Below are 25,952 nucleotides of genomic sequence, written 5' to 3' on the forward strand. Positions count from 1 at the left end.
TGGGGGCGTCGGCCTTGGGGGGGTCGGCCTTGGGGGGGTCGGCCTTGGGGGGGTCGGCCTTGGGGGCGGGCTGGCTGGTCTTCTGCACGTCCGAGCTCCCCGTCGGCTGGGACCCGGGGCCCGGGCGCTGGACGTCGGGCTTCGGCGCGGCGGGCGCAGCCGGGGCCGCCTGCTGCTGGGCAGCCTGCTGCGGGGCCGCCTGGCCGCGTTCGCCACCACCGGACGGGCCGCCCGGCCGGTAGTCGGCGAAGAACTCGTGCCACGCCTGATCGACGCTGGACGGGTCGGCGAGGAACTGCTGGTACATCTCCTCGACCAGCCACTCGTTGGTGCCGAAACCGGCGACGGGGGACGAGGTGGACGACGGTCGGGATGAACTCACGCTTGACACGGGGTCGAGTGCCTTCTTCGTCTGGGGGCTGCGTCTACGGGGCGTCGCTGGACCGGGTATCGAGTCTACGCCCGCACCGGGCGGTCGACCCGGTGCGCGCGGCGGGGCCTGCCGCGGCCCCCGTGGGGATCAATGGGTGGCGCCGTGGGCCACGAGCAGCTCGACCAGCGCGTCGTTGCCGCTGGCCCGCCCCTCGTCCGCCCGCCGGTGGCGCGCGGCCGCCACCCGGCCGATGTCCAGGGCGCTGGCGCCGTCGTGCGTGGTGGCGTCGACGTCGGCGCCGGCGTCCAGCAGCAGCTGCACGATCTCCGGCGAGGCCGCGGTGGCTCCCGCCGACACCGCCGCGTGCAGCGGCGTGCGGCCGGTGTCCGGGTCGTGGCGGTCCACGTCGGCCCCGGCTCCGAGCAGGAGGCGGACCAGGTCGGGGCTGCCGCCGGCGGCCGCCGCGTGCAGCGCCCCGCCGTCGGGGTCGGCGCCCCGGGCCAGCAGGAGGCGGGCCGTGCCCACCGCGCCGCCCAGCGCGGCCCAGGCGAGCAGGTCCATCCCGGTGGCCGGGTCGGTCAGGTCGGCACCGGCGTCGAGCTCGGCGGTGAGCCGGTCGGCGTCGTCGAGGTAGGCGGCGCTCGGTGCGTCGACGACCGCGCCCTTCTCCACGAGCAAGGGGACCAGGTCCGGGGCATGCTCGAGGGCCAGGTGCAGCGGGGTGCGGTGCTGGTCGGTGCGGGCGGACAGGTCGGCGCCGGCCGCGACCAGCACGTCGACGACGTCCGGCCGGTCGCAGGCCACGGCCAGGTGCAGCGGCGTCCAGCCGCCCTGCCCCTCGCGCTCCAGGGTGCCCGACAGCAGGCGGGGTGCCTCGCTGACGGCGCTGCGGACCTCGTCGGCGGTCCCCTCGACGATCAGCCGGCCGAGTCGTTGGACGGTCATGCGGGTGGTCAAGCGGTCTCCCGTCGTCGTGCCGGTCGGGGCGGCCGGGTCCCGGACGCCGTCCCGGGGGAGGCCGGAGCGGCGAGGAACGCGGTCCTCGTCCAGACGATGTCGTTCAGACGATGTCGCGGCGCACGGCCAGGAGCGTGCCCAGCACGGCCGCCACCAGACCGTAACCGAGGAGGAGTACCCCGCCCTGCCACGCCTCCAGGAGGTCCGGGCCCTCGAACGTCGCGGTGAGCGCCTCCAGGCCGCCCCCGGGCAGCCACTTGTACGCCCCGCCGATGAACTGGCGGATGAGGGCCTCGATCACGAACAGGTAGACGAGCGCACCGACGATCGCCCCGACCTGGTTGCGGATCAGGGCGCCCAGACCCACGCCGATGACGGTGTAGATCACCAGGGCCAGCGCAGCGGTGAGGACCACACGGAGGTTGTCCCCGGTGAGTCCCGGGACGGCGCCACGGGCGCCGGCGTAGACCGCCAGGACGGCGTAGTTCACGGCGGTCACCACGAGCGCGAACGGCACGGCCACCAGCGCGTAGGCGAGGACCTTGGCGGCCACCACACGGCCGCGCTGCGGGGTGGCGAGGAACGTGGGGGTGGCCGTGCGGTGGCGGTACTCCTGGGTCGTCCCGATGACCCCGAGCACCAGCATGAGCACCACGGAATTGGACGGGCCGGCCAGCGCGAGCTGCTCGTAGAGGGGCGTGCCCACCGCCGGGATGCCGACCTCCGGATCGCCGGCGAAGGCGGTGAGGATGACCGAGGACAGCACCGCCAGCGCGACCGCCCCGAGCAGCAGCCCGATCCAGACGCGGGTGGTGAACAGCTTGGTCCACTCGGCACGGACGAGGCGCATCATCGGGTGGCCTCCTGGGCGACCGGGTCGGCCGACGGCGCGGCGAACTGCCCGCGCCCGGCGGTGAGCTGGAAGTAGATCTCCTCGAGCCCGCTGGTCTTCGAGCGGAGCTCGTGCAGCTCCACCCCGGCGGCGAACGCCCGGGCCCCGATCTCCGCCGTGGTCCGACCGCTCACGGTGAGCGCGTCGCCGTCCACCGCGACCTGGATGCCGTCGGCCTGCAGGGCGTCGGCCAGCCGGACCGGCTCCGGACTGCGCACCAGGACGGTCCCGGCGCCGTCGGCCCCCGACCGCAGCTGCTCCATCGAGCCCTCGCGGACCAGCTGCCCGGCGCCGACGATGACGACCCGGTCGACGGTCTGCTCGACCTCCGACAGCAGGTGGCTGGAGACCAGCACCGTCCGGCCCTGCTCGTGCGCGAGGTGCCGGATGAATCCGCGCAGCCACTGGATGCCCTCGGGGTCCAGGCCGTTGGCCGGCTCGTCGAGCACGAGGACGGCGGGGTCGCCGAGCAGCGCCGTGGCCAGCGCTAGCCGCTGGCGCATGCCGAGGGAGTAGCCGCCGGCCCGCCGGTTGCCGGCGTCTGTCAGGCCGACCTGGGCGAGCACGTCGTCGGCGCGCTCGACGGGGAACCCGGCGGCGCGGCAGTAGACGCGCAGGTGGTTGCGCCCGGAGCGGGCCGGGTGGAAGGCGGTCTCCAGCACGGCGCCGACGGTGCGGAGCGGCTCGGCGAGCTCGGCGTAGGTCCGGCCGTTGAACGTGGCCGTGCCCGCGTCGGGCTGCATGAGCCCGAGGACCATGCGCAGGGTGGTCGTCTTGCCGGCGCCGTTGGGCCCCAGGAAGCCGGTGACCGTGCCCGGCTCGACGGTGAAGCCGAGGTCGGCGACGGCCCGGACGTTCCGGAAGCTCTTGGTGAGGCCGCTGATCTCGACCTGGACCGGCTCGACCCTCTGCGTCCCGGCGCCGGGCCTCGGGGCGCTGGACGTTCTGGCGCTGGAAATGGCGGGCTCCCTCGTCCGTGCTCGCGAGCTCCCATCCAAGCGCACCCGGCGGCCCCGCGGGACCCCCGCGCCGGGCGACGGGCGCCGGTTCCCCGGTCGTCGTCCCCGGTGCACCGGATCGTCGCCCCCGCGCCACCGCCCGGCCGGCCGTGACCCCGGGCACACGGCGGGTCGCGGTCCCCTAGAGTGCGGCGCGTGAGCGAGCCCGGAGAGGTCCCGGGGCCCGACGCGCGGGAGGCGCTCGAGCGGCTGCTGCTCGACGGCCCCCGCCGGTACACCCGGCTGGACGTCGGTCGGCTGGCGGGCATGCCGCCGGAACGGACCCAGCGGCTGTGGCGCGCCCTCGGTTTCCCGGACGCCGCCGACGACGACCCCGCGTTCACCGACGCCGACATCGCCGCGCTCGGGGTGCTCTCCACCCTCATCGACTCCGGGTTCGTCGACGAGGACACCGAGGCGTCCATCGCCCGGGCGATGGGCCAGTCGCTGTCCCGGCTGGCCGACTGGCAGACCGACATGCTGGCCGACGCCCTCCTGCGCGGCGCGCGGCAGGGGGACACCGCCGAGGTGACCACCGAGCGCGCGGTCGCCGCCGCGCAGGCCCTCCTGCCACGGCTGCGCGAGGTGCAGGACTACGTATGGCGCCGGCATCTCGCCGCCAACGTCGACCGGCTCCTCGCGGCCACCGGCCCCGGCGACCGGCGCGAGCTCGCGGTCGGGTTCGCCGACCTGGTCGGCTACACCTCGCGCAGCCGGGGCATGGGCGGCCGCGAGCTCGGCGCGATGGTCGAGGACTTCGAGAGCATCGCCGCCGAGGTCATCGCCCGGCACCACGGGCGGGTGGTCAAGACGGTCGGGGACGGCGTGCTGTTCACCGCCCGGTCGGCCACCGACGCCGCCGACATCGGGCTCGAGCTCCCCGGCACGTGGGGCACGGCGGAGCGGCCGCCGCTGCGGGTCGGCGCCGCCTACGGCCGGGTGCTCACCCGGCTGGGCGACGTCTACTCGCCGGTGGTCAACCTGGCCAGCCGGCTGACCTCGCTCGCCCGGCCGGGGGCGCTGCTGGTCGACCGCGACCTGGCCGACCGGCTGCGCGGGCTGCCCGGGTACCGGGTGCGGCCGCTGCGCCGGGTGTCGGTGCGCGGCTACGACCACCTCCAGCCCTGGCTGGTCCGCCGGCCGAAGGGCGCGGCGGGGGAGCCCGAGGGCGACGGCGGCTACGACGAGGACGCCTTCGACCAGGAGGCGCCCGACATGGATCCGCTCGACCAGGACGCGCCCGACGAGGGCGGGGAGCGCCCCGGCGGGTGACCCGCCCGGCGCGTCGGTGACGGCGGCCGCGGGCCGCCGCGGCGGCCTTGGCAGGCTGTGGGGGTGAGCGCCACCCTCGTCGCCCGCGGACTGGCTGCCGGACACGGCGCCCGCGTGCTCTTCTCCGGCCTCGATCTCGTGGTCGCCCCCGGCGACGTCGTCGGGCTCGTGGGGGTGAACGGCGCGGGCAAGTCCACGCTGCTGCGCACCCTCTCCGGGCACCTGCCGGCCGAGGCCGGGAGCATCGTCCTCAGCCCGCCCGGCGCGACCCTCGGCTACCTGCCGCAGGAGCACGAGCGACGGGAGGGGGAGACGGTCCTGGCCGCGCTGGCCCGGCGGACCGGTGTCGCCGCTGCCCAGTCGGCCATGGAGGCCGCGACCGAGGCACTCACCGCGGGCGCAACGGGCGCCGACGACGACTACGGCGACGCGCTGGAGCGGTGGCTCGCCCTGGGCGGGGCCGACCTGGACGAGCGGGCCGCCGAGGTGGTGGCCGAGGTGGCGCCCGGCGTCGCGCTCGACGCGCCGACCGCGGGGCTCTCCGGCGGGCAGGCCGCCCGCGTCGGGCTGGCCGCGCTGCTGCTGTCCCGGTACGACGTCCTGCTCCTCGACGAGCCGACCAACGACCTGGACCTGGCCGGGCTGGACCAGCTGGAGCGGTTCGTGACCGGGACCCGCGCCGGGGTGGTCGTGGTCAGCCACGACCGGGAGTTCCTGGCCCGCACCACCAACCGGATCGTGGAGCTCGACCTCGCCCAGCAGCTCGTCCGGGTGCATGACGGGGGCTACGAGGCCTACCTGGTGGAGCGGGAGGTGGCCCGCCGGCACGCGCGCGAGGAGTACGACGAGTTCGCCGACACGAAGGCCTCGCTCGAGGCGCGGGCCCGGATGCAGAAGAACTGGATGGCCAAGGGCGTCCGCGACTCGATCAAGAAGTCCAAGGACGGCGACAAGCACATCAAGGCCGCCAACCGGGCGTCCTCGGAGAAGCAGGCGGCCAAGGCCAAGCAGACCCAGCGGATGATCGAGCGGCTCGACGTCGTCGAGGAGCCCCGCAAGGAGTGGGAGCTGCGGCTGGAGATCGCCGTCGCCCCGCGCGCGGGCGCCGTCGTGGCGACCCTGCGCGGCGCCGTCGTCCGCCGGGGCGGGTTCACCCTCGGCCCGGTCGACCTGCAGGTGGACTGGGGGGACCGGGTGGCCATCACCGGGGCCAACGGGTCCGGGAAGTCGACGCTCCTCGCGGCGCTGCTGGGCCGGGTGCCGCTCGAGGAGGGCTCCGCGGCGGTGGGCCCGGCGGTGCGGGTCGGCGAGATCGACCAGGCGCGGGGGCGCTTCCTCGGCTCGGGGCAGCTGCTGGACACCTTTGGAGCGGAGGTGCCCGACCGGCCGACGGCCGAGGTGCGCACGCTGCTGGCCAAGTTCGGGCTCACCGCCGACCACGTGCTGCGGCCGGCGGTCACGCTCTCGCCCGGGGAGCGGACCCGCGCGGCGCTGGCGCTGCTGCAGGCGCGCGGGGTCAACGTGCTGGTGCTCGACGAGCCGACCAACCACCTGGACCTGCCGGCCATCGAGCAGCTGGAGCAGGCGCTGGCCGACTACCCCGGCACGCTGCTGCTGGTGACCCACGACCGCCGGATGCTCGAGGCGGTCGCGACCACCCGGCGGTTCGAGGTCGAGGTCGGCCGGGTCACCGAGCGCTGAGGCCACGGCACCGGGAGGGCGGCCGAGCCGGTCAGCCGGCCGGCGCGCCCAGCTCGTCGGCGACGCCCACGGTGTCCATGCCGGCCCACGTGTCGGAGACGTGGTGCGCCAGCACCATCAGGTCGCGCAGCTCGCCGCCGCGGTCGCGGATGTGGTCGCGGAGCAGGGCCTCGCCGCTGAAGCCGAGGTCGCTGAAGAGCGCCAGCGCCGACCCCTGTTCGGCCACCACCTCGACGACGATCTTCCGCAGCCCCGACCGCACCCCCTCGACGAGCCCGTGGCGGGCCAGCTCGCGGCCCAGCCCGCTGCCCCGCCGGCCCGGTGCGACCACCAGCCGCAGCTCGCCCACGTGGTCCGACCAGCCCGGGAGCGGGCGCACCGCCAGATAGCCGGTCACCTCGTCCGTGCCGTCGTCCACGGCCACCCAGCGGCCGCCCGCGGTGCCGTCTGCCGCCCACGAGCGGACCGCGTCGGGATCGGTGACCTCCTCCTTGATGAAGGTCAGGTCGCCCTCGGGCAGCTCGCGGAAGAACCGCAGCAGCGCGTCGCAGCGCTCCGGTCCGAGCTCCACCACCGTCATGTCAGGCCTCCCGGCTGGTCTCGGCGGCATCGAGCGGGTCGCTGCGCCGGCGGACGAAGTCGATGATCGTGGGCACGGTCGTCTTCGCCGCGGTGCGGCCCACGACCAGCCCCATGTGCCCGGCGTCGAGGCAGAGCTCGTGCTTGTCGGGGGAACCGACCAGGTCGATCAGCGGCGCGGTCGCGTCCGGCGGCACGATGTGGTCGCGGTTGGCCCGCACGGTCAGGAACGGCACCTGGATGTCGGAGAGGTGCACCCGGTCCCCGCCGACGGTGAGCCGGTCGTTGACCATGCCGTTGCCCCGCACCAGCATCTCCGCCGTCTGCCTCGCGGCGGCGCCGGGAAAGGGCACGTGGTCGTCGGACCAGCCGGTCATGGCCTGGTACGAGGCGACGTACTCGTCGTTCCAGAGCCGCTCCCACAGGGTGACGTAACGGGTCACCTCCGCGGTGGGGGTCAGTGCCCGGAAGCCCTGGACGACGATCGAGGGCGGGACGTTGCCGTCCGAGTCGAGGACCGAACCGACATCCATCCCGCCGACGGCGAAGATGTCCGCCAGCGGGCCCATGTGCCGGAAGTCGACCGGGGTCGCCAGCACGGTGAGGCTCCGCAACGGCGCGTCGGGGTGGTGCGCGGCGTAGAGCAGGGCCAGGTCCCCGCCGAAGCAGTAGCCGAAGAGGTTGACCTCGTCGGCACCGGAGAGCTCGAGGACGCGGTCGACGCCGGCGGGGATGTAGTCGTCGACGTAGTCCTCCAGCCCGTTGTTCGCGTCGCGCTCGTCCGGCTCCCCCCAGTCGAGCATGTACACGTCGAAGCCGGCCGTGAGCAGCTGCTCCACGAAGCTGTTGCCCGGGGTGAGGTCGAGGATGTAGCTGCGGCTCACCATGCTGAAGACGATCAGCAGCGGCGGCCCGTAGCGGACGCCGCCGTGGATCTCGGGGTCGTTGCGGTAGTGCCAGAGCTGGGTGCGCCCCCGCTGCCAGACGACGTCCTTGGGCGTCTGCCCGACGCCGGGCCGGTCGACGCCGGCGACCATCTTGATCCCGTTGCGGGCACGGAGGGTGTTGCGCTCGACGTCGCGCCGGACGCGGTCGAGCACCGTCTGCGGGCTAGGCACCGTCGGCATCGCTGTCCTCCGTGGTCTGCGCGTCGGTCGGACGGGGGGCACCGCGGCGGCGGGACGGGGAGCTGCGTCGCCGCTCCTGCTCCAGCTGGATGGTCAGCCGGCGCACCTCGCGGTCGAGCGAGCCGATCTGGGCGCGCAGCCGGCTGATGTCGCTGCCGGCGGGCAGGTTCAGCAGGTGCCAGGCGCGGGCGCTGAGGCTCTGCACCGATCCGCCCGCGACGCTCTGCGCGCGGCGGACCAGCGCGGTGGCCAGCGCGAAGTACTCGTTGCGCACCACGTCCTCGGCTCGCGGGGCGACCGCACGCTCGGCGGCGTCGAACGCCTGTCGCCACAGCGGCGGGGCCGGCGGGGGAGTGCGCGGGGCCGGGGGCCGGCTCATCGGGTGCCCACCTCCTGCGGGACCTCCACGGCGCGGCGCAGGATCTTCCCGGTCGGCCCCTTGGGCAGGGTCTCGACCAGCCAGAGGTGCCGCGGGTACTTGTAGGCGGCCACCCGCGCCTTGACGAACTCGCGCAGCTCGTCGGGCTCGGCCGCGGCGCCGGGCTTCAGGGCGACCGCCGCGGCGACCTCCTCGCCCAGCTCGGGGTGCGCGATGCCGACCACGGCCACCTCGGCCACCGCCGGGTGCTCGTACAGCGCCTCCTCGATCTCCCGCGGGTAGACGTTGTAGCCGCCGCGGATGATCATCTCCTTCTTGCGGTCGACGATGAAGAAGTAGCCGTCCTCGTCGGTGCGGGCGAGGTCGCCGGTGCGGAACCAGCCGTCGGGGATCGCCTTCGCCGTCTCCTCGGGCCGCTCCCAGTAGCCGCGCATCACGTTCTCGCCGCGGATGGCGATCTCGCCGACCTCGCCGGCGCCCACCGCGTTGCCGTCGTCGTCGACCAGGCGCATCTCCACGCCGCGGATGGGGGTGCCGATGGAGCCGGGCTTGCGCTCGGCGTGCGGGTGGTTGAAGGAGGCCACCGGGGAGGTCTCGGACAGGCCGTAGCCCTCCAGGATCGTGCAGCCGAACCGCTCCTCGAACGACCGCATGATCTCCACCGGCATGGCCGAGCCGCCGGAGACGCACAGCCGCAGGCTGGAGACGTCGTGCTCGCCGTCGCCGGGGGAGTGCAGCATCGCGGCGAACATCGTCGGGACGCCCTCGAAGATGGTCACCCGGTCGCGCGCGATGACCGAGAGCGCCTTCGCGCCGTCGAACCGGGGGATGAGCGTGAGCAGCGAGCCGCGCAGCACCGCGGTGTTCAGCCCGCAGGTCAGGCCGAAGACGTGGAACAGCGGCAGGCAGCCCATGATCACGTCGTCGGCGGTGTTCTCCGCCAGGGTGTCGGCGGTGGTCAGCGCGTTGCCGCTCAGGTTGGCGTGGGTGAGCTCGGCGCCCTTGGGCTGCCCGGTCGTCCCCGAGGTGTAGAGGATGACGGCGAGGTCCTCGCCGTCCCGCTCCACCGGGGCGTCCAGCGGCTCGGCGGCCATCAGCTCGGCGGGGGAGGCCGGCCCCACCACGACGGCCTCGGCGCCGACGACGTCGGCCGCCTCGCGCACCGGTCCGGCGGTGGCCTCCAGCGTGACGACGACGCGCGCCCCGGAGTCCTCGAGGAAGTACTGCACCTCGCGCGCCTTGAGCAGCGGGTTCATCGGGACGACCGCGGCGCCGGCGAGGAGCGCGCCGTAGAAGGCGACCGGGAAGGCGAGCACGTTGGGCAGGACCAGCCCCACCCGGTCGCCGGGCTGCACGCCGCGCTCCCGCAGCGACGCGGCCACCCCCAGGGCGGCGTCCCGGAACTCGCCGTAGCTCAGCTCGGCGTCGTCCATCCGGAGGGCCGGGCGCTCCGGGTGCTGGCTCGCGGAGTCGAGCAGGTTCTGCGCGAGGTTGGTCATGGTGGGTCCCCCCTGGCCCGACGGCTGGACTCCGGCCCCCTACCCGCTCACCGGGTGATCTACCGCACAGGACGGATACGGTGACGCGACCGCCCCGCCGTCCCCCCGAGGGAGAACACCGCTCATGGCCGACCGCTCGATCCTCGACCTGTTCCGCCTCGACGACCGCGTCGCCGTCGTGACCGGCGCCTCCTCCGGGCTCGGTGCGGTCTTCGCCCGGACCCTGGCCGAGGCCGGCTGCGACGTCGTCCTGGGCGCGCGCCGCGCCGACCGGCTGGCCGACACCCAGCGGGCCGTGGAGGCGACGGGTCGGCGGGCGATCAGCGTGGCCACCGACGTCTCCCGGCCGGAGGACTGCCAGGCGCTGGTCGACGCGGCGATGGCCGAGTTCGGCAAGGTCGACATCCTGGTCAACAACGCGGGGGTCGGCACCGCCGCGCCCGCGACGCGGGAGACCCCCGAGCAGTTCCGGCAGGTCATCGACGTCAACCTCAACGGCTGCTACTGGATGGCCCAGGCGTGCGGCCGGGTGATGCAGCCGGGGAGCTCGATCGTCAACATCTCCAGCGTCCTGGGGCTGACCACGGCCGGCCTGCCGCAGGCGGCGTACGCGGCCAGCAAGGCCGCTCTCATCGGGCTCACCCGCGACCTGGCGCAGCAGTGGACCGGGCGCAAGGGCATCCGGGTCAACGCCCTGGCGCCGGGCTTCTTCACCTCCGAGATGACCGACCAGTACCCCGAGGGCTACATCGAGTCGCAGCTGACGCGGGTGCTGGTCGGGCGCAAGGGCGAGCCCGAGGAGCTCGCCGCCGCGCTCGTCTTCCTCGTCAGCGACGCCGGCGGGTACGTCACCGGCACCACCATCCCGGTCGAGGGCGGGATGCTCACCAGCTGACCGGCGAACCGCCGGCGGCGAGATCGGTCCGCGCGGTGCACGGGCGCACCCGGTCGGCGTCCGGGTCCGGTTCCGGCAGCGCCGCCGCACCGCTGCCCCGCACCGGGCGCGGGTGCCGGGGTTGGCGGCTGCCGCTGCCGCCGCCCCGGTGCGGGTAGACGAGGACGCCGTTGACCGGGTCGGGCGCGGCGTCCAGCGCCGCCCGCACCGCGGGGGAGTCGCGGAACCCGTCGCGCTGGGTCTCCTCGTCGAACACGAACTCGAGGACGACGCCCCAGCGGTGCTCGTGCTCGTCCCAGAAGCGGGCTCCCGAGGTCACCGCGGTCTCGACGAGCAGGTCGTGCCAGGCACGCAGCCATCCGGCGGCCGGTGTGCCGCCGTCGAAGACCTCGATCGTGACCCAGTTCACAGTTCCTCGACGCTACGCCGACCCCCCGGCCGTGGGGAGCCCCGCCGGAGCGGCGGTCACGCTCGGCGTTCGACGCCCTCGATCAGTGCGGTGATCCGGTCGGTGAGCTGCGGCCACACCTCGCGGGGCAGGTCGTGGCCCATGCCGTCGACCACCAGCAGCTCCGCGCCCGGCACCGCCGCCGCCGTCGCCCGGCCGCCCGAGACGTTCACCAGGCTGTCCTGCGCGCCGTGGATCACCAGGGTGGGCACGGTCAGCCGGCCGAGGTCGGCGGTGCGGTCGTGCGTGGTCAGGATCGCGGCGAGCTGGCGGGCGACCCCGGCCGGGTCGTAGGCGCGGTCGAAGGAGAGCCCGGCGCGGTCGCGCACGGCCGTCTCGTCGAACTCGAAGCCGGGGGAGCCGATCACCCGATAGGTGTCGACGACCCGCTGGATCGCGCCCTCGCGGTCACCGGCGGGAGCGGCGAGCAGCACACCCATCGCCGCCTCGTCCGGCGCGCCGACGGCCGGGTCGCCGGTGGTGGACATGATCGAGGTGAGGCTGCGCACCCGCTCCGGGTGGGCGATCGCGACCAGCTGGGCGACCATGCCGCCCATCGAGGCGCCGACCACGTGCGCGCTGTCCAGGCCCATGGCGTCGAGCAGCCCGACGGTGTCCTCGGCGAGGTCGGCCAGCGCGTAGGCGGCGGCGGACCGGTCGCCGCCCAGGACCGCCATGACGTCGGGGGCGCCGAGGGAGTCCAGGTGCGTGGAGAGCCCGATGTCGCGGTTGTCGAACCGGACGACGAACAGGCCGCGGTCGGCCAGGCCCCGGCAGAAGTCGTCGGGCCAGCCGATCATCTGCGTGGCCAGGCCCATCACCAGCAGGACCGGCGGGTTCGCCGCGTCGCCGAAGGTCTCGTAGGCCAGCTCGAGCTCACCGACACGGGCCCGCTGGATCTCGCTGGTCGCCATGCCGCGGACGCTAGCCCAGTGCGGGAGGCTCGGGATCACCGGCCTGGAGGACGTCGGGCGGGTGGTGCGGAAGGGTGCCCCCGGCAGGATTCGAACCTGCGCACCCGCCTCCGGAGGGCGGTGCTCTATCCCCTGAGCTACGGGGGCTCGGTGGTGGGGCAGGAGAGAAGTTACCAGCCCCCCACGACGGCCCGGGACGCAGGTTCCCGGGCCGGGGTCACGGCGCCGGGAGCGGGGCGCCGCCCCGGGCGGCGAGCATGTCGGTCATCGTCTCGGTCTCGACGCCCTGCGACTGCTCGATGGACCGGGCGAGGTCGCGCACGGCCTGCTCCTCGGCGTTCGCCGCGGCGTACTCGGCCATCTCGAACCCGCCCTGGTGGTGCCGGATCATCAGCTGCAGGAACTCGACGTCGAAGGCACGGCCGGACAGGCCGCGGAGCTCGGCCAGCTCGTCCTCGGTGGCCATGCCGGGCATCAGCGCGCCGGCGCCCATGGACATCCCGGCCATGTCGTGCCCGGCGTGGCCCTCGCCCTCGGGCATCCAGGCCATCGTCTCGCCGCCGGTGAGCGGCACGTCCCAGAGCGCCAGCCAGCCCTGCATGCGGCCGGCCTGGTTGGTCTGCGTCGCGGAGATGTCGAAGGCCAGCTGCTCCACCTCCGGGTCCTCGCTGCGCTCGGCGACGAGGTTGGCCATCTCCACCCCCTGGAGGTGGTGGCGGGACATGTCCCGGGCGAAGCCGGCGTCCACCGAGTCGGCCGCGGGGTCGGCGTCCCCGCCCAGGCCCAGCGCGACGGCCAGCCCCCCGCCGAGGAGGAGCAGGCCGACGCCGATCACGGCGAGCAGGGCGACGCGGAGCGGGCTGCGGCGGGATGCGGTCGGATCGGTCACGGGATCACCTCCGCGAGGGCGGGTCGGACGGCGGTCAGGAGGTGCTGCTCACTGGTTGGTCACGGCGCCGTCGGTGTCGGTGTCCGTGCCGGCCGAGCTCGGCGCGCCCGCGACCAGCGGGTCGGCGAGGAACGCGGGGTTCTCGCAGGTGGCGCCGGGCTCCGGGAAGTCGCCGGACTTGTACGTCATCAGGTCGGCGAACTGCTTGATCCGCTGGTCGTCGGCGCTGTCGACCTTCACCTGCTCGCCCCAGGACTGCACGCTCACGGCGGAGTCGAGCCCCTCGTAGGGGGAGAGCATCCGGCCGGAGACGCCGTCGACCAGCTCGGCGAGCGTCGCGACGTCGTCGTCGGAGACCTCGTCGGGGTTGTAGGTGATCCACACCGCGCCGTGCTCGAGGCTGTGCACGGCGTTCTCGTGCCGGATGTCGACGTCGTAGACGCTGCCGGTGCAGTCGGCCCAGTAGGGGTCGTGCTCCCCGCCGACCGGCGGCGACTGCTCGTACTCGACCGGGGTGGTCACGTGCTGGCCACCCTCGTACTCGTAGACCCCGGCCCCGGCGATCTCGTCGATCGACTCGACGTTGAGGGCGTCGGCCTCGCGCACCTGCACGACGGCGTAGCCGATGACGGCGGCGGCGAACACCACCACGGCGATGGCGCCGGCGATGAGCCCCCACGGGCGCTGGTGGGCGACCACCTGCGTCGGTGGCCTGGTCCGGCCGCCCGTGCCGCGCCCGCCGGCGCGGGAGGCCCCACCGCCGGTCGCTCGGCTCTTGTCGGGCGTGCGGTCCTTGGCCAAGGCCTCTCCTCGTCACAGGGCGCGTCCGCGCCGGGCGTGCGGGGCCCGGACAGCCCCTCGTACCGGCGGCGAGTCTAGGTCGCGCACCTGTGCGTCGGCTGGGAGGCGGGCGGCCCGACGGGGCGTCATCATGCGGTCAGTACGCTCGCCGGGTGACACCGGAGCAGCTTCAGGACGCCGTTCGCACCGCCGTGGCCGCGGTGGTCGAGCGAGGCGCGCTGCCCGTCGACGTGCCCGCCGGCGTCGTGGTGGAGCGCCCGAAGAACCCCGAGCACGGTGACTACGCGACCAACGTGGCCCTGCGCCTGGCCAAGCCGGCCGGGCGGCCGCCGCGCGAGGTGGCCGAGCTGCTGGCCGCGGAGCTGCGCACGCACCCGGGGATCGCGACGGTCGACATCGCCGGCCCGGGCTTCCTCAACATCACCCTCGCCCAGGGTGCGCTGGGCCGGATCGCCGTCGACGCGGTGACGGCGGGGGAGGCCTACGGCCGCACGACCTCGCTGGCCGGGCAGAAGCTCAACCTGGAGTTCGTCTCGGCCAACCCGACCGGGCCGGTGCACATCGGGGGCACCCGGTGGGCGGCCGTCGGTGACGCGATCGGCCGGCTGCTGCAGGCCAGCGGTGCCGACGTGACCCGCGAGTACTACCTGAACGACGCCGGGGCCCAGATCGACCGGTTCGCCCGCAGCCTGCAGGCCGCGGCGAACGGCCGCGCGGTGCCCGAGGACGGGTACGCCGGCAGCTACATCGGCGACATCGCCACCCAGGTCGTCGCGGCCGAGCCCGGCCTGCTCGACCGGCCGGAGGACGAGCAGCTGCCGGTCTTCCGCGCCCGGGGCGTGGAGCTCATGGTCGACGAGATCCGCAGCACCATGGCGGGCTTCGGCGTCCACTTCGACGTCTGGTTCTCCGAGACGTCGCTGCACGAGGCCGGCGCCCTGGAGAAGGCGGTGGCCCGGCTGCGCGAGCAGGGCCACGTCTACGAGTCCGAGGGCGCGGTGTGGCTGCGCACCACCACGTTCGGCGACGACAAGGACCGCGTCCTGGTCAAGGCCGACGGCGAGTCGACCTACTTCGCGGCCGACTGCGCCTACTACCTGGACAAGCGCGGCCGCGGCTTCGACAAGGTCGTGATCATGCTCGGCGCCGACCACTCCGGGTACGTCGGCCGGTACAAGGCGCTGGTGGCCGCGGCCGGTGACGACCCCGCGACGCACCTGGAGATCCTGCTCGGTCAGCTGGTGAACCTGCTCCGCGACGGGGAGCCGGTCCGGATGAGCAAGCGCGCCGGCACCGTGGTCAACCTGGAGGACCTGGTCGACGCGATCGGGGGCGACGCCGCCCGCTACGCGCTGGCCCGCGCCTCGGTCGACCAGCAGATCGACATCGACATCGACCTCTGGACCCGGAAGACCAACGACAACCCGGTCTTCTACGTGCAGTACGCGCACGCCCGCATCTCCTCGGTGCTGCGCAACGCCGGCGACCTCGGCCTGGCCCTCGGCGAAGCCGGGGACGTCGACGTCGCCCAGCTCACCCACGAGCGGGAGAACGACCTGCTGCGGGCGCTCGGGGAGTTCCCGCGGGTGCTCACGTCGGCGGCCGAGCTGCGGGCGCCGCACCGGGTGGCCCGCTACCTGGAGGAGCTGGCCGGCACCTACCACCGCTTCTACGACTCCTGCCGGGTGCTGCCCCGCGGTGACGAGGAGGCCACGGTGCTCACCACGGCCCGGCTGTGGCTGTGCGCCGCCACCGCGGTGGTGCTGCGCAACGGGCTGGCCGTGCTCGGCGTCTCCGCGCCGGAGCGGATGTGAGGGCCCACCCCGCGGGTCCCCTGCACGGGAACATCACCCCGCCGACGGCCGCCGGCGCGCCCCCGGCCGAGCTCGGCTCCCTCGACCCGCACGTCTGGCCCCGCTCGGCGGAGCGGATCGACGGCGAGCTGCACCTCGGCGGCCGGGCGGTCACCGACCTGGCGCGGGCGCACGGCACCCCGCTGTTCGTCCTCGACGAGGGCGACTTCCGCGGCCGGGCCGCGGAGTTCGCCACGGCCTTCGCGGGCGCCGACGTCCACTACGCGTCGAAGGCCTTCCTCTGCGGCCAGGTGGCCCGGTGGATCGCCGACGACGGCCTGCACCTGGACGCCTGCAGCGGCAACGAGCTGGCCGTGGCCCTGGCCGCCGGGTTCCCCGCCGAGCGGATCGCGCTGCACGGCAACAACAAGTCGCTGGTCGAGCTGCGGCTCGCCGTCGACTCGGGGATCGGGCTGGTCGTCCTCGACTCCTTCGACGAGATCGACCGGCTGGTCCCGCTGGCCGCGGCGCGGGTCGCCGGGGGAGGGGCGCCGGTGGGGGTCCTCATCCGCGCGACCGTCGGCATCGAGGCGCACACCCACGAGTTCATCGCCACCGCGCACGAGGACCAGAAGTTCGGCTTCTCGCTGGCCACCGGCGACGCGCTCGAGGCGGCCCGCCGGGTGACCGCCGAGCCCGCGCTGCACCTGGCCGGGCTGCACAGCCACATCGGCTCGCAGATCTTCGACACCGCCGGGTTCGAGGCCGCCGCGCACCGGGTCGTCGGCCTGATGGGCGCCGTCCGCGACGCCACCGGGCAGGTCGTCGGCGAGCTCAACCTCGGCGGCGGCTTCGGCATCGCCTACCTGCCCGAGGACGACCCGGTCACCCCGGCCGACCTCGCGGCGAAGCTGCGCACCGTCGTCGCCGCGGAGTGCGCGGAGCTCGGCCTGCCGGTGCCGCGGCTGGCGGTGGAGCCGGGCCGGGCCATCGCCGGTCCGGGCACGGTCACGCTCTACGAGATCGGGACGATCAAGCCCGTCCGGCTCGGGGCCTCCGGCGCGCCGGGCACGCCGCTGGTGCGCAACTACGTCTCCGTCGACGGCGGGATGAGCGACAACATCCGCACCGCCCTCTACGACGCGGCCTACACCTGCGTGCTGGCCAACCGGGTCTCCGACGCCCCGCCGGCGCTGTGCCGGGTGGTGGGCAAGCACTGCGAGAGCGGCGACATCCTGGTCCGCGACCTGTGGCTGCCCTCCGACGTCGTCCCCGGAGACCTGCTCGCCGTGGCCGCCACCGGCGCCTACTGCTGGTCGATGGCGAGCAACTACAACTACCTGCTCAAGCCGCCGGTGGTCGCCGTCCGGGGGGGCGCGGCCACCGAGATCGTGCGACGTCAGACACTGTCCGACGTGTTCGCCCTCGACGCGGTCCTCGCCGACCGCCCCGCCCCTTCGCCGGCGATCGACCAGCCGGCGCCCGAGCACCCCGCGGGAGCGACCTCGTGACCGGACCCCTCAAGGTGGCCCTGCTCGGCTGCGGCACGGTCGGCAGCGCCGTCCTGCGGGTGCTGCAGGGGCAGGCCGACGAGCTCGGCGCCCGCATCGGCCGCCCGGTGGAGGTGGCGGGGGTGGCCGTGCGCCGCCCCGCGCACCACCCGGACGTGCCGGCGCACCTGCTCACCACCGACGCGCACGCCCTGGTCACCCGGGACGACGTCGACCTCGTCGTGGAGGTCATCGGGGGCATCGAGCCGGCGCGCTCGCTCATGCTGGCGGCGTTCGAGGCCGGCAAGTCGGTGGTCAGCGCCAACAAGGCGCTGCTGGCCGACGACGGCGTGGCGCTGCACGCCGCGGCCGCGAAGGCCGGCGTGGACCTGCACTACGAGGCCGCCGTCGCCGGCGCGATCCCGATCCTCCGGCCGCTGCGCGAGTCCCTCGTCGGCGACCAGCTCTCCCGCATCGTGGGCATCGTCAACGGCACCACCAACTACATCCTGTCCCGCATGGCCGAGACCGGCGCGGGCTTCGGCGAGGCGCTGGCCGAGGCCACCGAGCTCGGCTACGCGGAGGCCGACCCGACCGCCGACGTCGACGGCTTCGACGCGGCCGCGAAGGCCGCGATCCTCGCGTCGCTGGCGTTCCACACGCCGGTGTCGGCCGCCGACGTCCACCGCGAGGGGATCTCCACGGTCACCGCCACCGACGTCGCCCGGGCGGCGGAGATCGGCTGCACGGTGAAGCTGCTCGCCATCTGCGAGCGGGTCCCGGGCGAGGACGGCGACTCGGTCGCGGTCCGGGTGCACCCGGCGATGATCCCGACGTCCCACCCGCTGGCCTCGGTGGGCGGCGCGTTCAACGCCGTCTTCGTCGAGGCCGAGGCGGCCGGGCAGCTGATGTTCTACGGCCAGGGTGCGGGCGGGGAGCCCACCGCCAGCGCCGTGCTGGGCGACCTGGTCGCCGTCGCGCGCAACCGGATGACCGGCGCTCCGGGGCCCGGGGTCACCGGCTACGCCAACCTCGCCGTGCGACCCATGGCCGAGACGCCGACGCGGTACCACGTCAGCCTCGACGTGGCCGACAAGCCGGGTGTGCTCGCCGCCGTCGCGCAGGAGTTCGCCACGCACGACGTGAGCATCTCCACCGTCCGCCAGACCGGCCGCGGCGACGCCGCCACGCTGGTCATCGTGACCCACAGCGCCCCGGACGCGGCGCTGTCGGCCACGATCTCCGCGTTGCGGGAGATGCCCGCCGTCCGGGGGGTCACCAGCGTGCTGCGCGTGGAGGGTCTGTCATGAGCGTGTCCCCGGTCTGGCCGGGCCTCATCGAGGCCTACCGCTCCCGGCTGCCGGTCTCGGAGTCGACCCCGGTGGTCACCCTCCAGGAGGGGGCGACGCCGCTCGTGCCGGCCCGGGAGCTCTCCCGCCGCACCGGTTGCGAGGTCTTCCTCAAGGTCGAGGGGGCCAATCCGACCGGCTCCTTCAAGGACCGCGGCATGACGATGGCCATCACCAAGGCCCTCGAGGAGGGCGCGCAGGCGGTCATCTGCGCCTCCACCGGGAACACCAGCGCCAGCGCCGCCGCCTACGCCGCGCGGGCCGGCATGACCTGCGCCGTCCTCGTGCCGCAGGGCAAGATCGCGATGGGCAAGCTCGCCCAGGCGCTGGTGCACGGCGCCCGGCTGCTCCAGGTCGAGGGCAACTTCGACGACTGCCTGGCCCTGGCCAGCAAGCTGGCCATCGACTACCCGGTGAGTCTGGTCAACAGCGTCAACCAGTTCCGCATCGAGGGGCAGAAGACCGCCTCCTTCGAGATCGTCGACGCGCTCGGCGATGCTCCGGACATCCACTGCCTGCCGGTCGGCAACGCCGGCAACATCACCGCCTACTGGCAGGGCTACCGCGAGTACTGCGACACGTCGGAGGACCCCGGGCCCGCCTCGCACACCCCCCGCATGTGGGGCTTCCAGGCCGCCGGCGCCGCACCGATCGTGAGCGGCCAGGTGGTGGAGAACCCGAGCACCATCGCCACCGCCATCCGGATCGGCAACCCCGCGTCCTGGACCAAGGCGCTGGCCGCCCGTGATGAGTCCGGCGGCCGCATCGACGCGGTGACCGACCGGGCGATCCTCGCCGCGTACCGGCTGCTGGCCCGCAGCGAGGCAGTGTTCGTCGAGCCGGCGTCCGCGGCGTCGGTGGCCGGGCTCCTGCAGGTCGCCGCCGCGGGGGAGCTCGAGCCGGGGCAACGGATCGTCTGCACCGTCACCGGCAACGGCCTGAAGGACCCCGAATGGGCGATCTCGGGTGCCCCCGCGCCGGTCACGATCCCGGTCGACGCCGCGGCCGCCGCCGCCCAGCTCGGCCTGTGACCGGGGTGGTCCGGATCCGGGTCCCCGCCACGAGCGCCAACCTCGGACCCGCCTTCGACTGCGCCGGGCTGGCGCTCGCGTGCCACGACGTCCTCGACTTCTCCCTGCTCGAGCGGGGCTCGACCGAGATCGTGGTGCGCGGCGAGGGCGCCGGGACGCTGGCGCCGGACGAGTCGCACCTGGTGGCACGGGCGTTCCGCGCCGGGTGCGCGGAGCTGGGGTGGGACGCCCCGGGGCTCCGGATCGAGGCGGACAACGGCATCCCGCAGGGGCGGGGGATGGGGTCCTCCGCCGCGGCGGTGGTCGCCGGGCTGCTCGCGGCATGGTCGCTGTGCCCGGACGTGGACGCCGTCGACGGCGACGCGGTCCTGCGGCTGGCCGACGCCCTGGAGGGCCACCCGGACAACGTCGCCCCGTGCCTGCTCGGCGGCGCCACGCTGTCGTGGTCGACGGCCGGCGGTGCCCGGGCCGATCGGCTGGACGTCTCCGACGAGGTGCTCGCGGTCGTGCTCGTGCCGGAGCTCGTGCTGCCCACGCACGTGGCGCGCACCCTGCTGCCCGGGTCCGTGCCGCACGGCGACGCCGCCTTCAACGCCGGCCGCGCCGCGCTCCTGGTGCATGCGCTGACCAGGGAACCGGGCCTGCTCCTCGAGGCCACGGAGGACCGGCTGCACCAGCGGCAGCGGGCGGCGGCGATGCCGGAGTCGCTGGCGGTGATCGACCGGCTGCGCGACGCGGGGCACGCGGCCGTGGTGTCCGGCGCCGGACCGAGCGTCCTCGTGCTGACCCGCAGGCACCCCGACGACCCCGCCGGGGACCCCGCCGCCGCGCTGCGGGTGCGGGAGGTCGCCGCGCTGGTGCCGGCCGGCTGGCGCGTGCTCCCGCTGCCGATCGACCTGGCCGGCGCGCGGGTGCTGCGCGAGGCTCCGGAGGTATCGTCTCGGTAACGGGGAACACGCCGAGATCATCCGGTGTTGTCCTGCCCGTGAGCTGGGACTAGGCTCACGGCGTAGCCGCCCACTCGGGCGAGCCTCGCGCGGGGCCGAAGCAGATGACCGAACCTCTTCGCCGCTGATCCGCCTCGCACCTCTCGACCTGTCTCCTGACGCGCACCCGTCCACTCCCAGGGCCGGTCCGCCGGGGACCGGGCACCCCCTGCGCTGAGACGCGCAGGTCACCGCAGGGAAGGACCTGTACGTGAGCGAAACCACGGACCTCGGCGGAAACGGCGCGCCTACCGACGCACCGTCCACCGAGGGCACTGCCGCTCCTGGGACGGCGGGCCGACCCCGCCGCCGCGGCAACGGACTCTCGGGCATGCTGCTGCCCGAACTGCAGCGCCTCGCCGGCGAGCTCGGCATCGCCGGCACCGGCCGGATGCGCAAGAGCGATCTGGTCGCAGCCATCTCGGCCCGCCAGATCGGCGGGGACGCCGAGGCCGGCGCCCCGGCGCCGCGCACCGAGCCGGCCGGCACCGACGGCGCCGACACCGCTCGCGGTGTGGCGGCGTCGTCCGCGCCGCTCGAGGCCCCGGTCAGCGGGGGCGCCAACGGCGGCCCGCTCACCGGCGAGAGCACGCCTGCGCCCACGCGGGCGCGGCGCGGGGCCAGCCGGCCGGCCGGCTCGCCCACCACCACGAGCGAGCCCTCCGCCGAGCAGGCCCCCGCGGCCGACTCCGCCCCCGTCCAGGACTCCGCGCCGGTCCAGGGCTCCGCGCCCGCCGAGGCCCCCGCCCCGGCCGGCACCGAGCCCCGCGACGGCGAGGACGGCGGCCGCCCGCAGCGCAACCGCGACCGCAACCGCGGCCGCGGCGAGCGGGAGGGCAACCGCGAGAGCGGCAACCGCGACGGTGACGACCGCGGCAGCCGCGACCGGAACGACCGGGACGCCGGCCGGGACCGGAACGACCGGGACAACGGCCGCGACAACGGTCGGGACCGCACCGACCGCGACGCCAACCGGGACCGCGCCGACCGCGACGCCAACCGGGAGCGCAGCGACCGTGACAGCGGTCGCGACCGCAACGACCGGGACCGCACCGAGCGCGACGGCAACCGCGGGCCCGACCGCGACCGCAACGACCGCGGCGGCCGGCCGGACAACCGGACGGACAACCGCAACGACGGTGGTCGCGGGCCCAACCCCGCCGACGAGGACGACGACGACTTCGAGGGCGGCCGCGGCCGTCGCGGGCGCAGGTACCGGGACCGCAACAAGCGCGGCACCGGCCGGGACCGCTTCGACCAGGGCGAGCCCACGGTCAGCGAGGACGACGTCCTCCTGCCGGTCGCCGGCATCCTGGACGTGCTCGACAACTACGCCTTCGTCCGCACCTCGGGCTACCTGACCGGGCCGAACGACGTCTACGTCTCGCTGTCGCAGGTCCGCCGCTACGGGCTGCGCCGCGGTGACGCGATCACCGGCGCCGTCCGGCAGCCCCGGGAGGGCGAGCGCAAGGACAAGTACAACGCGCTCGTCCGGCTCGACTCGGTCAACGGCCTGGACCCCGAGCAGGCGCGCAACCGGCCGGAGTTCACCAAGCTCACGCCGCTCTACCCGCAGGACCGCCTGCGGCTGGAGACCGAGCCGCACCTGCTCACCACCCGGGTGATCGACCTGGTCATGCCGATCGGCAAGGGGCAGCGCGCGCTGATCGTGTCGCCGCCCAAGGCCGGCAAGACGATGGTGCTGCAGTCGCTGGCCAACGCGATCACGACGAACAACCCCGAGTGCCACCTGATGGTCGTCCTCGTCGACGAGCGTCCGGAGGAGGTCACCGACATGCAGCGCTCGGTGAAGGGCGAGGTCATCGCCTCGACCTTCGACCGGCCGCCGTCGGACCACACCACGGTCGCCGAGCTCTCCATCGAGCGGGCCAAGCGCCTGGTCGAGATGGGCCACGACGTCGTCGTCCTGCTGGACTCGATCACCCGCCTGGGCCGCGCCTACAACCTGGCGGCCCCCGCCAGCGGGCGGATCCTGTCCGGTGGTGTCGACTCCACGGCGCTCTACCCGCCCAAGCGCTTCCTGGGTGCCGCCCGCAACATCGAGAACGGCGGCTCGCTGACGATCATCGCCTCGGCGCTGGTCGAGACCGGCTCCACGATGGACACGGTCATCTTCGAGGAGTTCAAGGGCACCGGGAACGCCGAGATCAAGCTGGACCGCCGGCTGGCGGACAAGCGGGTCTTCCCGGCCGTCGACGTCAACGCGTCGGGCACGCGCAAGGAGGAGATCCTCATGTCGCCCGACGAGCTGGCCATCGTCATCAAGCTGCGCCGGGTGCTCGCCGCACTGGAGCCCCAGCAGGCGCTGGAACTGCTGCTCGACAAGCTGAAGAAGACCCGCAACAACGTCGAGTTCCTCATGCAGATCCAGAAGACCACGCTGGGACCGGACAAGGACTGACGGACTCGTCCAGGGCCCACCCTTCGCGAGCCGGGGGCGGGCCCTGGACGGGGCCCGTTCCAGCACTTCTCGGCGATCTGGGAGACTGGTCGACCGAGCCCCTCCCGCGGCGCGGAATACCACCCGCCGCCCGGCGTTCCACCAAGCGAACCGCACAGACTTCTCGGAAGAGGCAATCGGCATGAAGCCCGACATCCACCCCGCGTACCACGAGACCACCGTGACCTGTGGTTGCGGGAACACCTTCACCACCCGCAGCACGGCGCCCAGCGGTCAGCTGACCGTCGAGGTCTGCTCGGCCTGCCACCCCTTCTACACCGGCAAGCAGAAGATCCTCGACACCGGCGGTCGCGTCGCCCGCTTCGAGAAGCGCTTCGGCAAGCGCAACGCCGGCGCAGCGGCGGCCGACGCCCAGTAGCACCCCCGACGGCGCCCGTTCCCACCTCGGTGGGGCGGGCGCCGTCGTCATGTCCGGACCCGACGCGAGCCCGAGAGGCACCCTCCGATGAGCAGCACCGACACGTCGGCCCCCGACCGGCTGGCCGGGCTGCTGGCCGAGCACGCCCGGCTCGAGCAGGAGCTCGCCGACCCCGCGGTCCACGCCGACCAGTCCCGCGCCCGCCGGATGGGCCGCCGCTACGCGCAGCTGGCCCCGCTGGTCGAGACCGCGCGCGCCCTCGACCAGGCGCGCGACGACCTGAGCGCCGCCCGCGAGCTGGCCGAGGAGGACGCGTCCTTCGCGGCGGAGGCCGCCGGGCTCGAGCGGCGGATCGCCGAGCTGACCGACCGGCTGCGCGAGCAGCTGCTGCCCAAGGACCCCGACGACGACAAGGACGTCATCCTCGAGATCAAGGCGGGGGAGGGCGGTGCGGAGTCGGCGTTGTTCGCCGGCGACCTGCTGCGGATGTACCTGCGCTACGCCGAGCGCCGCGGCTGGGCCACCGAGGTGCTCGACGCCGTGGACGCCGAGCTCGGCGGCTACAAGGACGTCGCGGTCGCGATCAAGTCGCGCAGCGACGAGGGCATCTGGTCGCGGCTGAAGTTCGAGGGCGGTGTGCACCGCGTCCAGCGGGTGCCGGCCACCGAGAGCCAGGGGCGCATCCACACCTCGGCCGCCGGCGTGCTGGTCCTCCCGGAGGCCGAGGAGGTCGACGTCACGGTCGACCCGAACGACCTCCGCATCGACGTCTTCCGTTCCTCCGGCCCGGGCGGGCAGAGCGTCAACACCACCGACTCCGCGGTCCGCATCACGCACCTGCCGACCGGCATCGTGGTGAGCTCGCAGAACGAGAAGAGCCAGCTGCAGAACCGCGAGTCGGCGCTGCGCGTGCTGCGGTCGCGGCTGCTGGCCGCCGCCCGCGAGGAGGCCGCCGCCACGGCGAGCGACCAGCGGCGCAGCCAGGTCCGCACCGTCGACCGGAGCGAGCGGGTCCGCACCTACAACTTCCCGGAGAACCGGATCTCCGACCACCGCGTCGGCTACAAGTCGCACAACCTCGACCAGGTGCTCGACGGCGAGCTCGACGGCGTCATCGACGCGCTGGTCAGCGCGCACACCGCCGAGCTCCTGGCCGCCGGCTCCTGACCGTGCCCGCCACCTGCCGAGCGCTGCTCACCGCGGCGGTGCCTCGCCTCTCCGCGGCCGGCATCGAGTCGCCCCGGGTGGACGCCGAGCTGCTGCTGGCGCACGTGCTCGGGGTACCGCGGGCCCGGCTGCTCACCCTGGACGGTGTCGACGACGACGTCGCCGCCCGCTTCGAGGAGCTGCTCACCCAGCGGGCCGACCGGGTGCCGCTGCAGCACCTCACCGGCCGGGCTCCCTTCCGCCACCTCGAGCTCGCCGTCGGGCCGGGCGTCTTCGTGCCGCGGCCGGAGACCGAGCAGCTGGTGGGCTGGGCCCTGGAGCAGCTGCGCGGCACCGTCGCACCGGTCGTCGTCGACCTCGGCTCTGGCTCCGGCGCGATCGCCCTGTCGATCGCCTCCGAGCACCCCGGCGCGCGGGTCACCGCGGTCGAGCGGGACCCCGGCGCCATCGAGTGGACCCGGCACAACGCCGCGGCCCGCGCCGCCGCGGGCGATGCCCGGGTGGAGGTGCTGGCCGGGGACATGACCGACCCCGGGCTGCTGCGCGAGCTCGACGGCGACGTCGACCTGGTGGTCAGCAACCCGCCGTACGTGCCCGACGGCGCGCGCGTGCCCCGGGAGGTGGCCGACCACGACCCGCCGCTGGCGCTGTGGGGCGGCCCGGACGGTCTCGACGTCGTCCGAGGGCTGCTGGTGACCGCGGCCCGGCTGCTCCGGCCGGGCGGGGTGCTGGGCATCGAGCACGCCGACCAGCAGGGCCGCACGCTGCCGGCGCTGGTGCGCACCCGCCGCGAGTTCGCCGACGTCGACGACCACCCCGACCTCGCCGGGCGGCCCCGCTTCACCACCGCCCGCCGCACCGGCTGAGCACTGCGGGAGACTCTGCCCGTGGCCGAGTTCTACGACTGTTCCGATGCCGGGACCCGCACCACCGCCCTGGACGCCGCCGCGGCGGCGATCGGCCGCGGGGAGCTGGTCCTGCTGCCCACCGACACCGTCTACGGGGTGGCCGCCGATGCGTTCACCCCGGCGGCGGTCGGCCGGCTGCTGGCGGCGAAGAACCGAGGGCGGGCCATGCCGGTCCCGGTCCTGATCGGGGAGGCCTCGACCCTGGCCGGTCTGGTGCTCCAGACCCCGGAGACGGCCACCCGGCTGGCCCAGGAGTTCTGGCCCGGCGGCCTCACCCTCGTGCTCGAGCACGCCCCTTCCCTGGCCTGGGACCTCGGCGACGCCGAGGGGACGGTCGCCGTCCGGCTGCCGGGCGACGAGCTGACCCGGGACCTGCTGCGGCGCACCGGGCCGCTCGCCGTCTCCAGCGCGAACCGCTCGGGGCGCCCGGCCGCGACGACCGCGCAGGAGGCCGACATGCAGCTGGGCGCGCACGCGGCCGTCGTCCTCGACGGCGGGCCCCGCACGGGCTCGGCGGCGAGCACCATCGTCGACTGCACCGGCCCGGTGCCCCGGGTGCTGCGGGTGGGCGCCGTCCCGGTCGAGCGGCTGCAACAGGTCGTCCCCGAGATCACCGACTGAGTACGACGAGCAGGCCCCGGAGGAGTCCGCGAGGAGTGCTCGA

The 25,952-nt window shown here is 74.7% G+C and carries 25 protein-coding genes and 1 tRNA gene; 13 read left to right on the forward strand and 13 right to left on the reverse strand.

Annotated features, from left to right (window positions below; all coding sequences use genetic code 11):
• The 4 genes from BD833_RS16280 to BD833_RS16295 form a co-directional block, all read right to left on the reverse strand.
• Window positions 1–382 (reverse strand): 2-oxoglutarate dehydrogenase E1 subunit family protein (locus tag BD833_RS16280; RefSeq protein ID WP_424945175.1); only part of this gene is annotated, 382 nt, incomplete at its 3' end.
• 138 nt (window positions 383–520) lie between these two features.
• On the reverse strand, window positions 521–1,318 hold the full coding sequence (locus tag BD833_RS16285) for an ankyrin repeat domain-containing protein (RefSeq protein ID WP_243737722.1): 798 nt from the start codon (window positions 1,316–1,318) through the stop codon (window positions 521–523).
• 115 nt (window positions 1,319–1,433) lie between these two features.
• A complete protein-coding gene (locus BD833_RS16290; RefSeq protein ID WP_166534215.1) occupies window positions 1,434–2,183 on the reverse strand; it encodes an ABC transporter permease in 750 nt (249 codons plus the stop codon).
• Entirely contained in the window at window positions 2,180–3,220 is a 1,041-nt protein-coding gene (locus BD833_RS16295; protein ID WP_243737723.1) for an ABC transporter ATP-binding protein, read from the reverse strand. The genes BD833_RS16290 and BD833_RS16295 overlap by 4 nt, the downstream gene beginning before the upstream one ends.
• Window positions 3,221–3,376: 156 nt before the next feature.
• Here BD833_RS16295 and BD833_RS16300 point away from each other — a divergent pair, with 156 nt between their 5' ends.
• The gene (locus BD833_RS16300; protein ID WP_166534216.1) at window positions 3,377–4,492 is read left to right on the forward strand and encodes an adenylate/guanylate cyclase domain-containing protein; all 1,116 of its coding nucleotides are present in this window, start codon (window positions 3,377–3,379) and stop codon (window positions 4,490–4,492) included.
• A gap of 63 nt (window positions 4,493–4,555) precedes the next feature.
• Window positions 4,556–6,193 carry an ABC-F family ATP-binding cassette domain-containing protein gene (locus BD833_RS16305; RefSeq protein WP_166534217.1) on the forward strand — a complete coding sequence of 546 codons (1,638 nt, stop codon included), beginning with the start codon at window positions 4,556–4,558 and terminating at the stop codon, window positions 6,191–6,193.
• 31 nt (window positions 6,194–6,224) lie between these two features.
• Here BD833_RS16305 and BD833_RS16310 read toward each other — a convergent pair whose 3' ends face one another.
• Genes BD833_RS16310 through BD833_RS16325 form a run of 4 tightly spaced genes read right to left on the reverse strand, consistent with a single transcriptional unit; the run spans window position 6,225 to window position 9,777 of the window.
• Window positions 6,225–6,773 (reverse strand): GNAT family N-acetyltransferase, encoded by a 549-nt coding sequence (locus BD833_RS16310; RefSeq protein WP_166534218.1) that lies wholly within the window; start codon window positions 6,771–6,773, stop codon window positions 6,225–6,227.
• Between the two features lies 1 nt (window position 6,774).
• Window positions 6,775–7,899: an alpha/beta fold hydrolase gene (locus BD833_RS16315; protein ID WP_166534219.1), complete on the reverse strand. Its 1,125-nt coding sequence runs from the start codon at window positions 7,897–7,899 to the stop codon at window positions 6,775–6,777.
• Complete coding sequence (locus BD833_RS16320; RefSeq protein WP_243737724.1) at window positions 7,883–8,278, reverse strand: hypothetical protein; 396 nt, start codon at window positions 8,276–8,278, stop codon at window positions 7,883–7,885. Before BD833_RS16320 ends, BD833_RS16315 begins: the two co-directional genes overlap by 17 nt.
• Window positions 8,275–9,777: a long-chain-fatty-acid--CoA ligase gene (locus BD833_RS16325; RefSeq protein ID WP_166534220.1), complete on the reverse strand. Its 1,503-nt coding sequence runs from the start codon at window positions 9,775–9,777 to the stop codon at window positions 8,275–8,277. The genes BD833_RS16320 and BD833_RS16325 overlap by 4 nt, the downstream gene beginning before the upstream one ends.
• Window positions 9,778–9,901: 124 nt before the next feature.
• On the opposite strand from BD833_RS16325, the gene BD833_RS16330 reads away from it, so the two are divergent.
• The gene (locus BD833_RS16330; protein ID WP_166534221.1) at window positions 9,902–10,672 is read left to right on the forward strand and encodes an SDR family NAD(P)-dependent oxidoreductase; all 771 of its coding nucleotides are present in this window, start codon (window positions 9,902–9,904) and stop codon (window positions 10,670–10,672) included.
• Here BD833_RS16330 and BD833_RS16335 read toward each other — a convergent pair.
• The 5 genes from BD833_RS16335 to BD833_RS16355 form a co-directional block, all read right to left on the reverse strand.
• On the reverse strand, window positions 10,662–11,081 hold the full coding sequence (locus tag BD833_RS16335) for a hypothetical protein (RefSeq protein WP_166534222.1): 420 nt from the start codon (window positions 11,079–11,081) through the stop codon (window positions 10,662–10,664). The genes BD833_RS16330 and BD833_RS16335 overlap by 11 nt on opposite strands.
• Before the next feature lie 56 nt (window positions 11,082–11,137).
• Window positions 11,138–12,034, reverse strand: coding sequence for an alpha/beta fold hydrolase (locus BD833_RS16340; RefSeq protein ID WP_243737725.1), 897 nt, complete (start codon window positions 12,032–12,034; stop codon window positions 11,138–11,140).
• Between the two features lie 75 nt (window positions 12,035–12,109).
• Window positions 12,110–12,181: transfer RNA gene (locus BD833_RS16345), tRNA-Arg, on the reverse strand.
• Window positions 12,182–12,251: 70 nt separating this feature from the next.
• Complete coding sequence (locus tag BD833_RS16350; RefSeq protein ID WP_166534223.1) at window positions 12,252–12,923, reverse strand: DUF305 domain-containing protein; 672 nt, start codon at window positions 12,921–12,923, stop codon at window positions 12,252–12,254.
• A 48-nt stretch (window positions 12,924–12,971) separates the two neighbouring features.
• Window positions 12,972–13,724 carry a DUF3105 domain-containing protein gene (locus tag BD833_RS16355; RefSeq protein ID WP_166534224.1) on the reverse strand — a complete coding sequence of 251 codons (753 nt, stop codon included), beginning with the start codon at window positions 13,722–13,724 and terminating at the stop codon, window positions 12,972–12,974.
• Between the two features lie 152 nt (window positions 13,725–13,876).
• Here BD833_RS16355 and argS point away from each other — a divergent pair, with 152 nt between their 5' ends.
• The 10 genes from argS (at window position 13,877) to BD833_RS16405 (ending at window position 25,909) form a co-directional block, all read left to right on the forward strand.
• Complete coding sequence (gene argS, locus BD833_RS16360; protein ID WP_166534225.1) at window positions 13,877–15,538, forward strand: arginine--tRNA ligase; 1,662 nt, start codon at window positions 13,877–13,879, stop codon at window positions 15,536–15,538.
• A complete protein-coding gene (lysA, locus tag BD833_RS16365) occupies window positions 15,535–17,028 on the forward strand; it encodes a diaminopimelate decarboxylase (RefSeq protein ID WP_166534226.1) in 1,494 nt (497 codons plus the stop codon). Before argS ends, lysA begins: the two co-directional genes overlap by 4 nt.
• Window positions 17,025–18,317 (forward strand): homoserine dehydrogenase, encoded by a 1,293-nt coding sequence (locus tag BD833_RS16370; RefSeq protein ID WP_166534227.1) that lies wholly within the window; start codon window positions 17,025–17,027, stop codon window positions 18,315–18,317. The genes lysA and BD833_RS16370 overlap by 4 nt, the downstream gene beginning before the upstream one ends.
• Window positions 18,314–19,387, forward strand: coding sequence for a threonine synthase (gene thrC, locus BD833_RS16375; RefSeq protein ID WP_166534228.1), 1,074 nt, complete (start codon window positions 18,314–18,316; stop codon window positions 19,385–19,387). Before BD833_RS16370 ends, thrC begins: the two co-directional genes overlap by 4 nt.
• A complete protein-coding gene (gene thrB / locus BD833_RS16380) occupies window positions 19,384–20,334 on the forward strand; it encodes a homoserine kinase (protein WP_243737726.1) in 951 nt (316 codons plus the stop codon). Before thrC ends, thrB begins: the two co-directional genes overlap by 4 nt.
• Before the next feature lie 370 nt (window positions 20,335–20,704).
• On the forward strand, window positions 20,705–22,795 hold the full coding sequence (gene rho / locus BD833_RS16385) for a transcription termination factor Rho (protein WP_243737727.1): 2,091 nt from the start codon (window positions 20,705–20,707) through the stop codon (window positions 22,793–22,795).
• A gap of 181 nt (window positions 22,796–22,976) precedes the next feature.
• Complete coding sequence (gene rpmE, locus BD833_RS16390) at window positions 22,977–23,213, forward strand: 50S ribosomal protein L31 (protein ID WP_166534231.1); 237 nt, start codon at window positions 22,977–22,979, stop codon at window positions 23,211–23,213.
• 87 nt (window positions 23,214–23,300) lie between these two features.
• Entirely contained in the window at window positions 23,301–24,380 is a 1,080-nt protein-coding gene (prfA, locus tag BD833_RS16395) for a peptide chain release factor 1 (protein WP_166534232.1), read from the forward strand.
• A gap of 2 nt (window positions 24,381–24,382) precedes the next feature.
• Window positions 24,383–25,246: a peptide chain release factor N(5)-glutamine methyltransferase gene (gene prmC, locus BD833_RS16400; protein WP_166534233.1), complete on the forward strand. Its 864-nt coding sequence runs from the start codon at window positions 24,383–24,385 to the stop codon at window positions 25,244–25,246.
• 21 nt (window positions 25,247–25,267) lie between these two features.
• Entirely contained in the window at window positions 25,268–25,909 is a 642-nt protein-coding gene (locus BD833_RS16405; protein ID WP_166534234.1) for an L-threonylcarbamoyladenylate synthase, read from the forward strand.
• Window positions 25,910–25,952: the final 43 nt, after the last annotated feature.

The sequence above is a fragment of the Blastococcus xanthinilyticus genome (assembly GCF_008124835.1).
In the GTDB taxonomy this organism is placed as follows: Bacteria; Actinomycetota; Actinomycetes; order Mycobacteriales; family Geodermatophilaceae; genus Blastococcus; species Blastococcus xanthinilyticus.

Coding starts and splice junctions, on each gene's coding strand:
- BD833_RS16285 (WP_243737722.1), bottom strand. CDS start 1,318: ATGACCGTCCAACGACTCGGCCGGCTGATCGTCGAGGGGACCGCCGAC.
- BD833_RS16290 (WP_166534215.1), bottom strand. CDS start 2,183: ATGATGCGCCTCGTCCGTGCCGAGTGGACCAAGCTGTTCACCACCCGC.
- BD833_RS16310 (WP_166534218.1), bottom strand. CDS start 6,773: ATGACGGTGGTGGAGCTCGGACCGGAGCGCTGCGACGCGCTGCTGCGG.
- BD833_RS16315 (WP_166534219.1), bottom strand. CDS start 7,899: ATGCCGACGGTGCCTAGCCCGCAGACGGTGCTCGACCGCGTCCGGCGC.
- BD833_RS16320 (WP_243737724.1), bottom strand. CDS start 8,278: ATGAGCCGGCCCCCGGCCCCGCGCACTCCCCCGCCGGCCCCGCCGCTG.
- BD833_RS16325 (WP_166534220.1), bottom strand. CDS start 9,777: ATGACCAACCTCGCGCAGAACCTGCTCGACTCCGCGAGCCAGCACCCG.
- BD833_RS16330 (WP_166534221.1), top strand. CDS start 9,902: ATGGCCGACCGCTCGATCCTCGACCTGTTCCGCCTCGACGACCGCGTC.
- BD833_RS16340 (WP_243737725.1), bottom strand. CDS start 12,034: ATGGCGACCAGCGAGATCCAGCGGGCCCGTGTCGGTGAGCTCGAGCTG.
- thrC (WP_166534228.1), top strand. CDS start 18,314: ATGAGCGTGTCCCCGGTCTGGCCGGGCCTCATCGAGGCCTACCGCTCC.
- rho (WP_243737727.1), top strand. CDS start 20,705: ATGCTGCTGCCCGAACTGCAGCGCCTCGCCGGCGAGCTCGGCATCGCC.
- rpmE (WP_166534231.1), top strand. CDS start 22,977: ATGAAGCCCGACATCCACCCCGCGTACCACGAGACCACCGTGACCTGT.
- prfA (WP_166534232.1), top strand. CDS start 23,301: ATGAGCAGCACCGACACGTCGGCCCCCGACCGGCTGGCCGGGCTGCTG.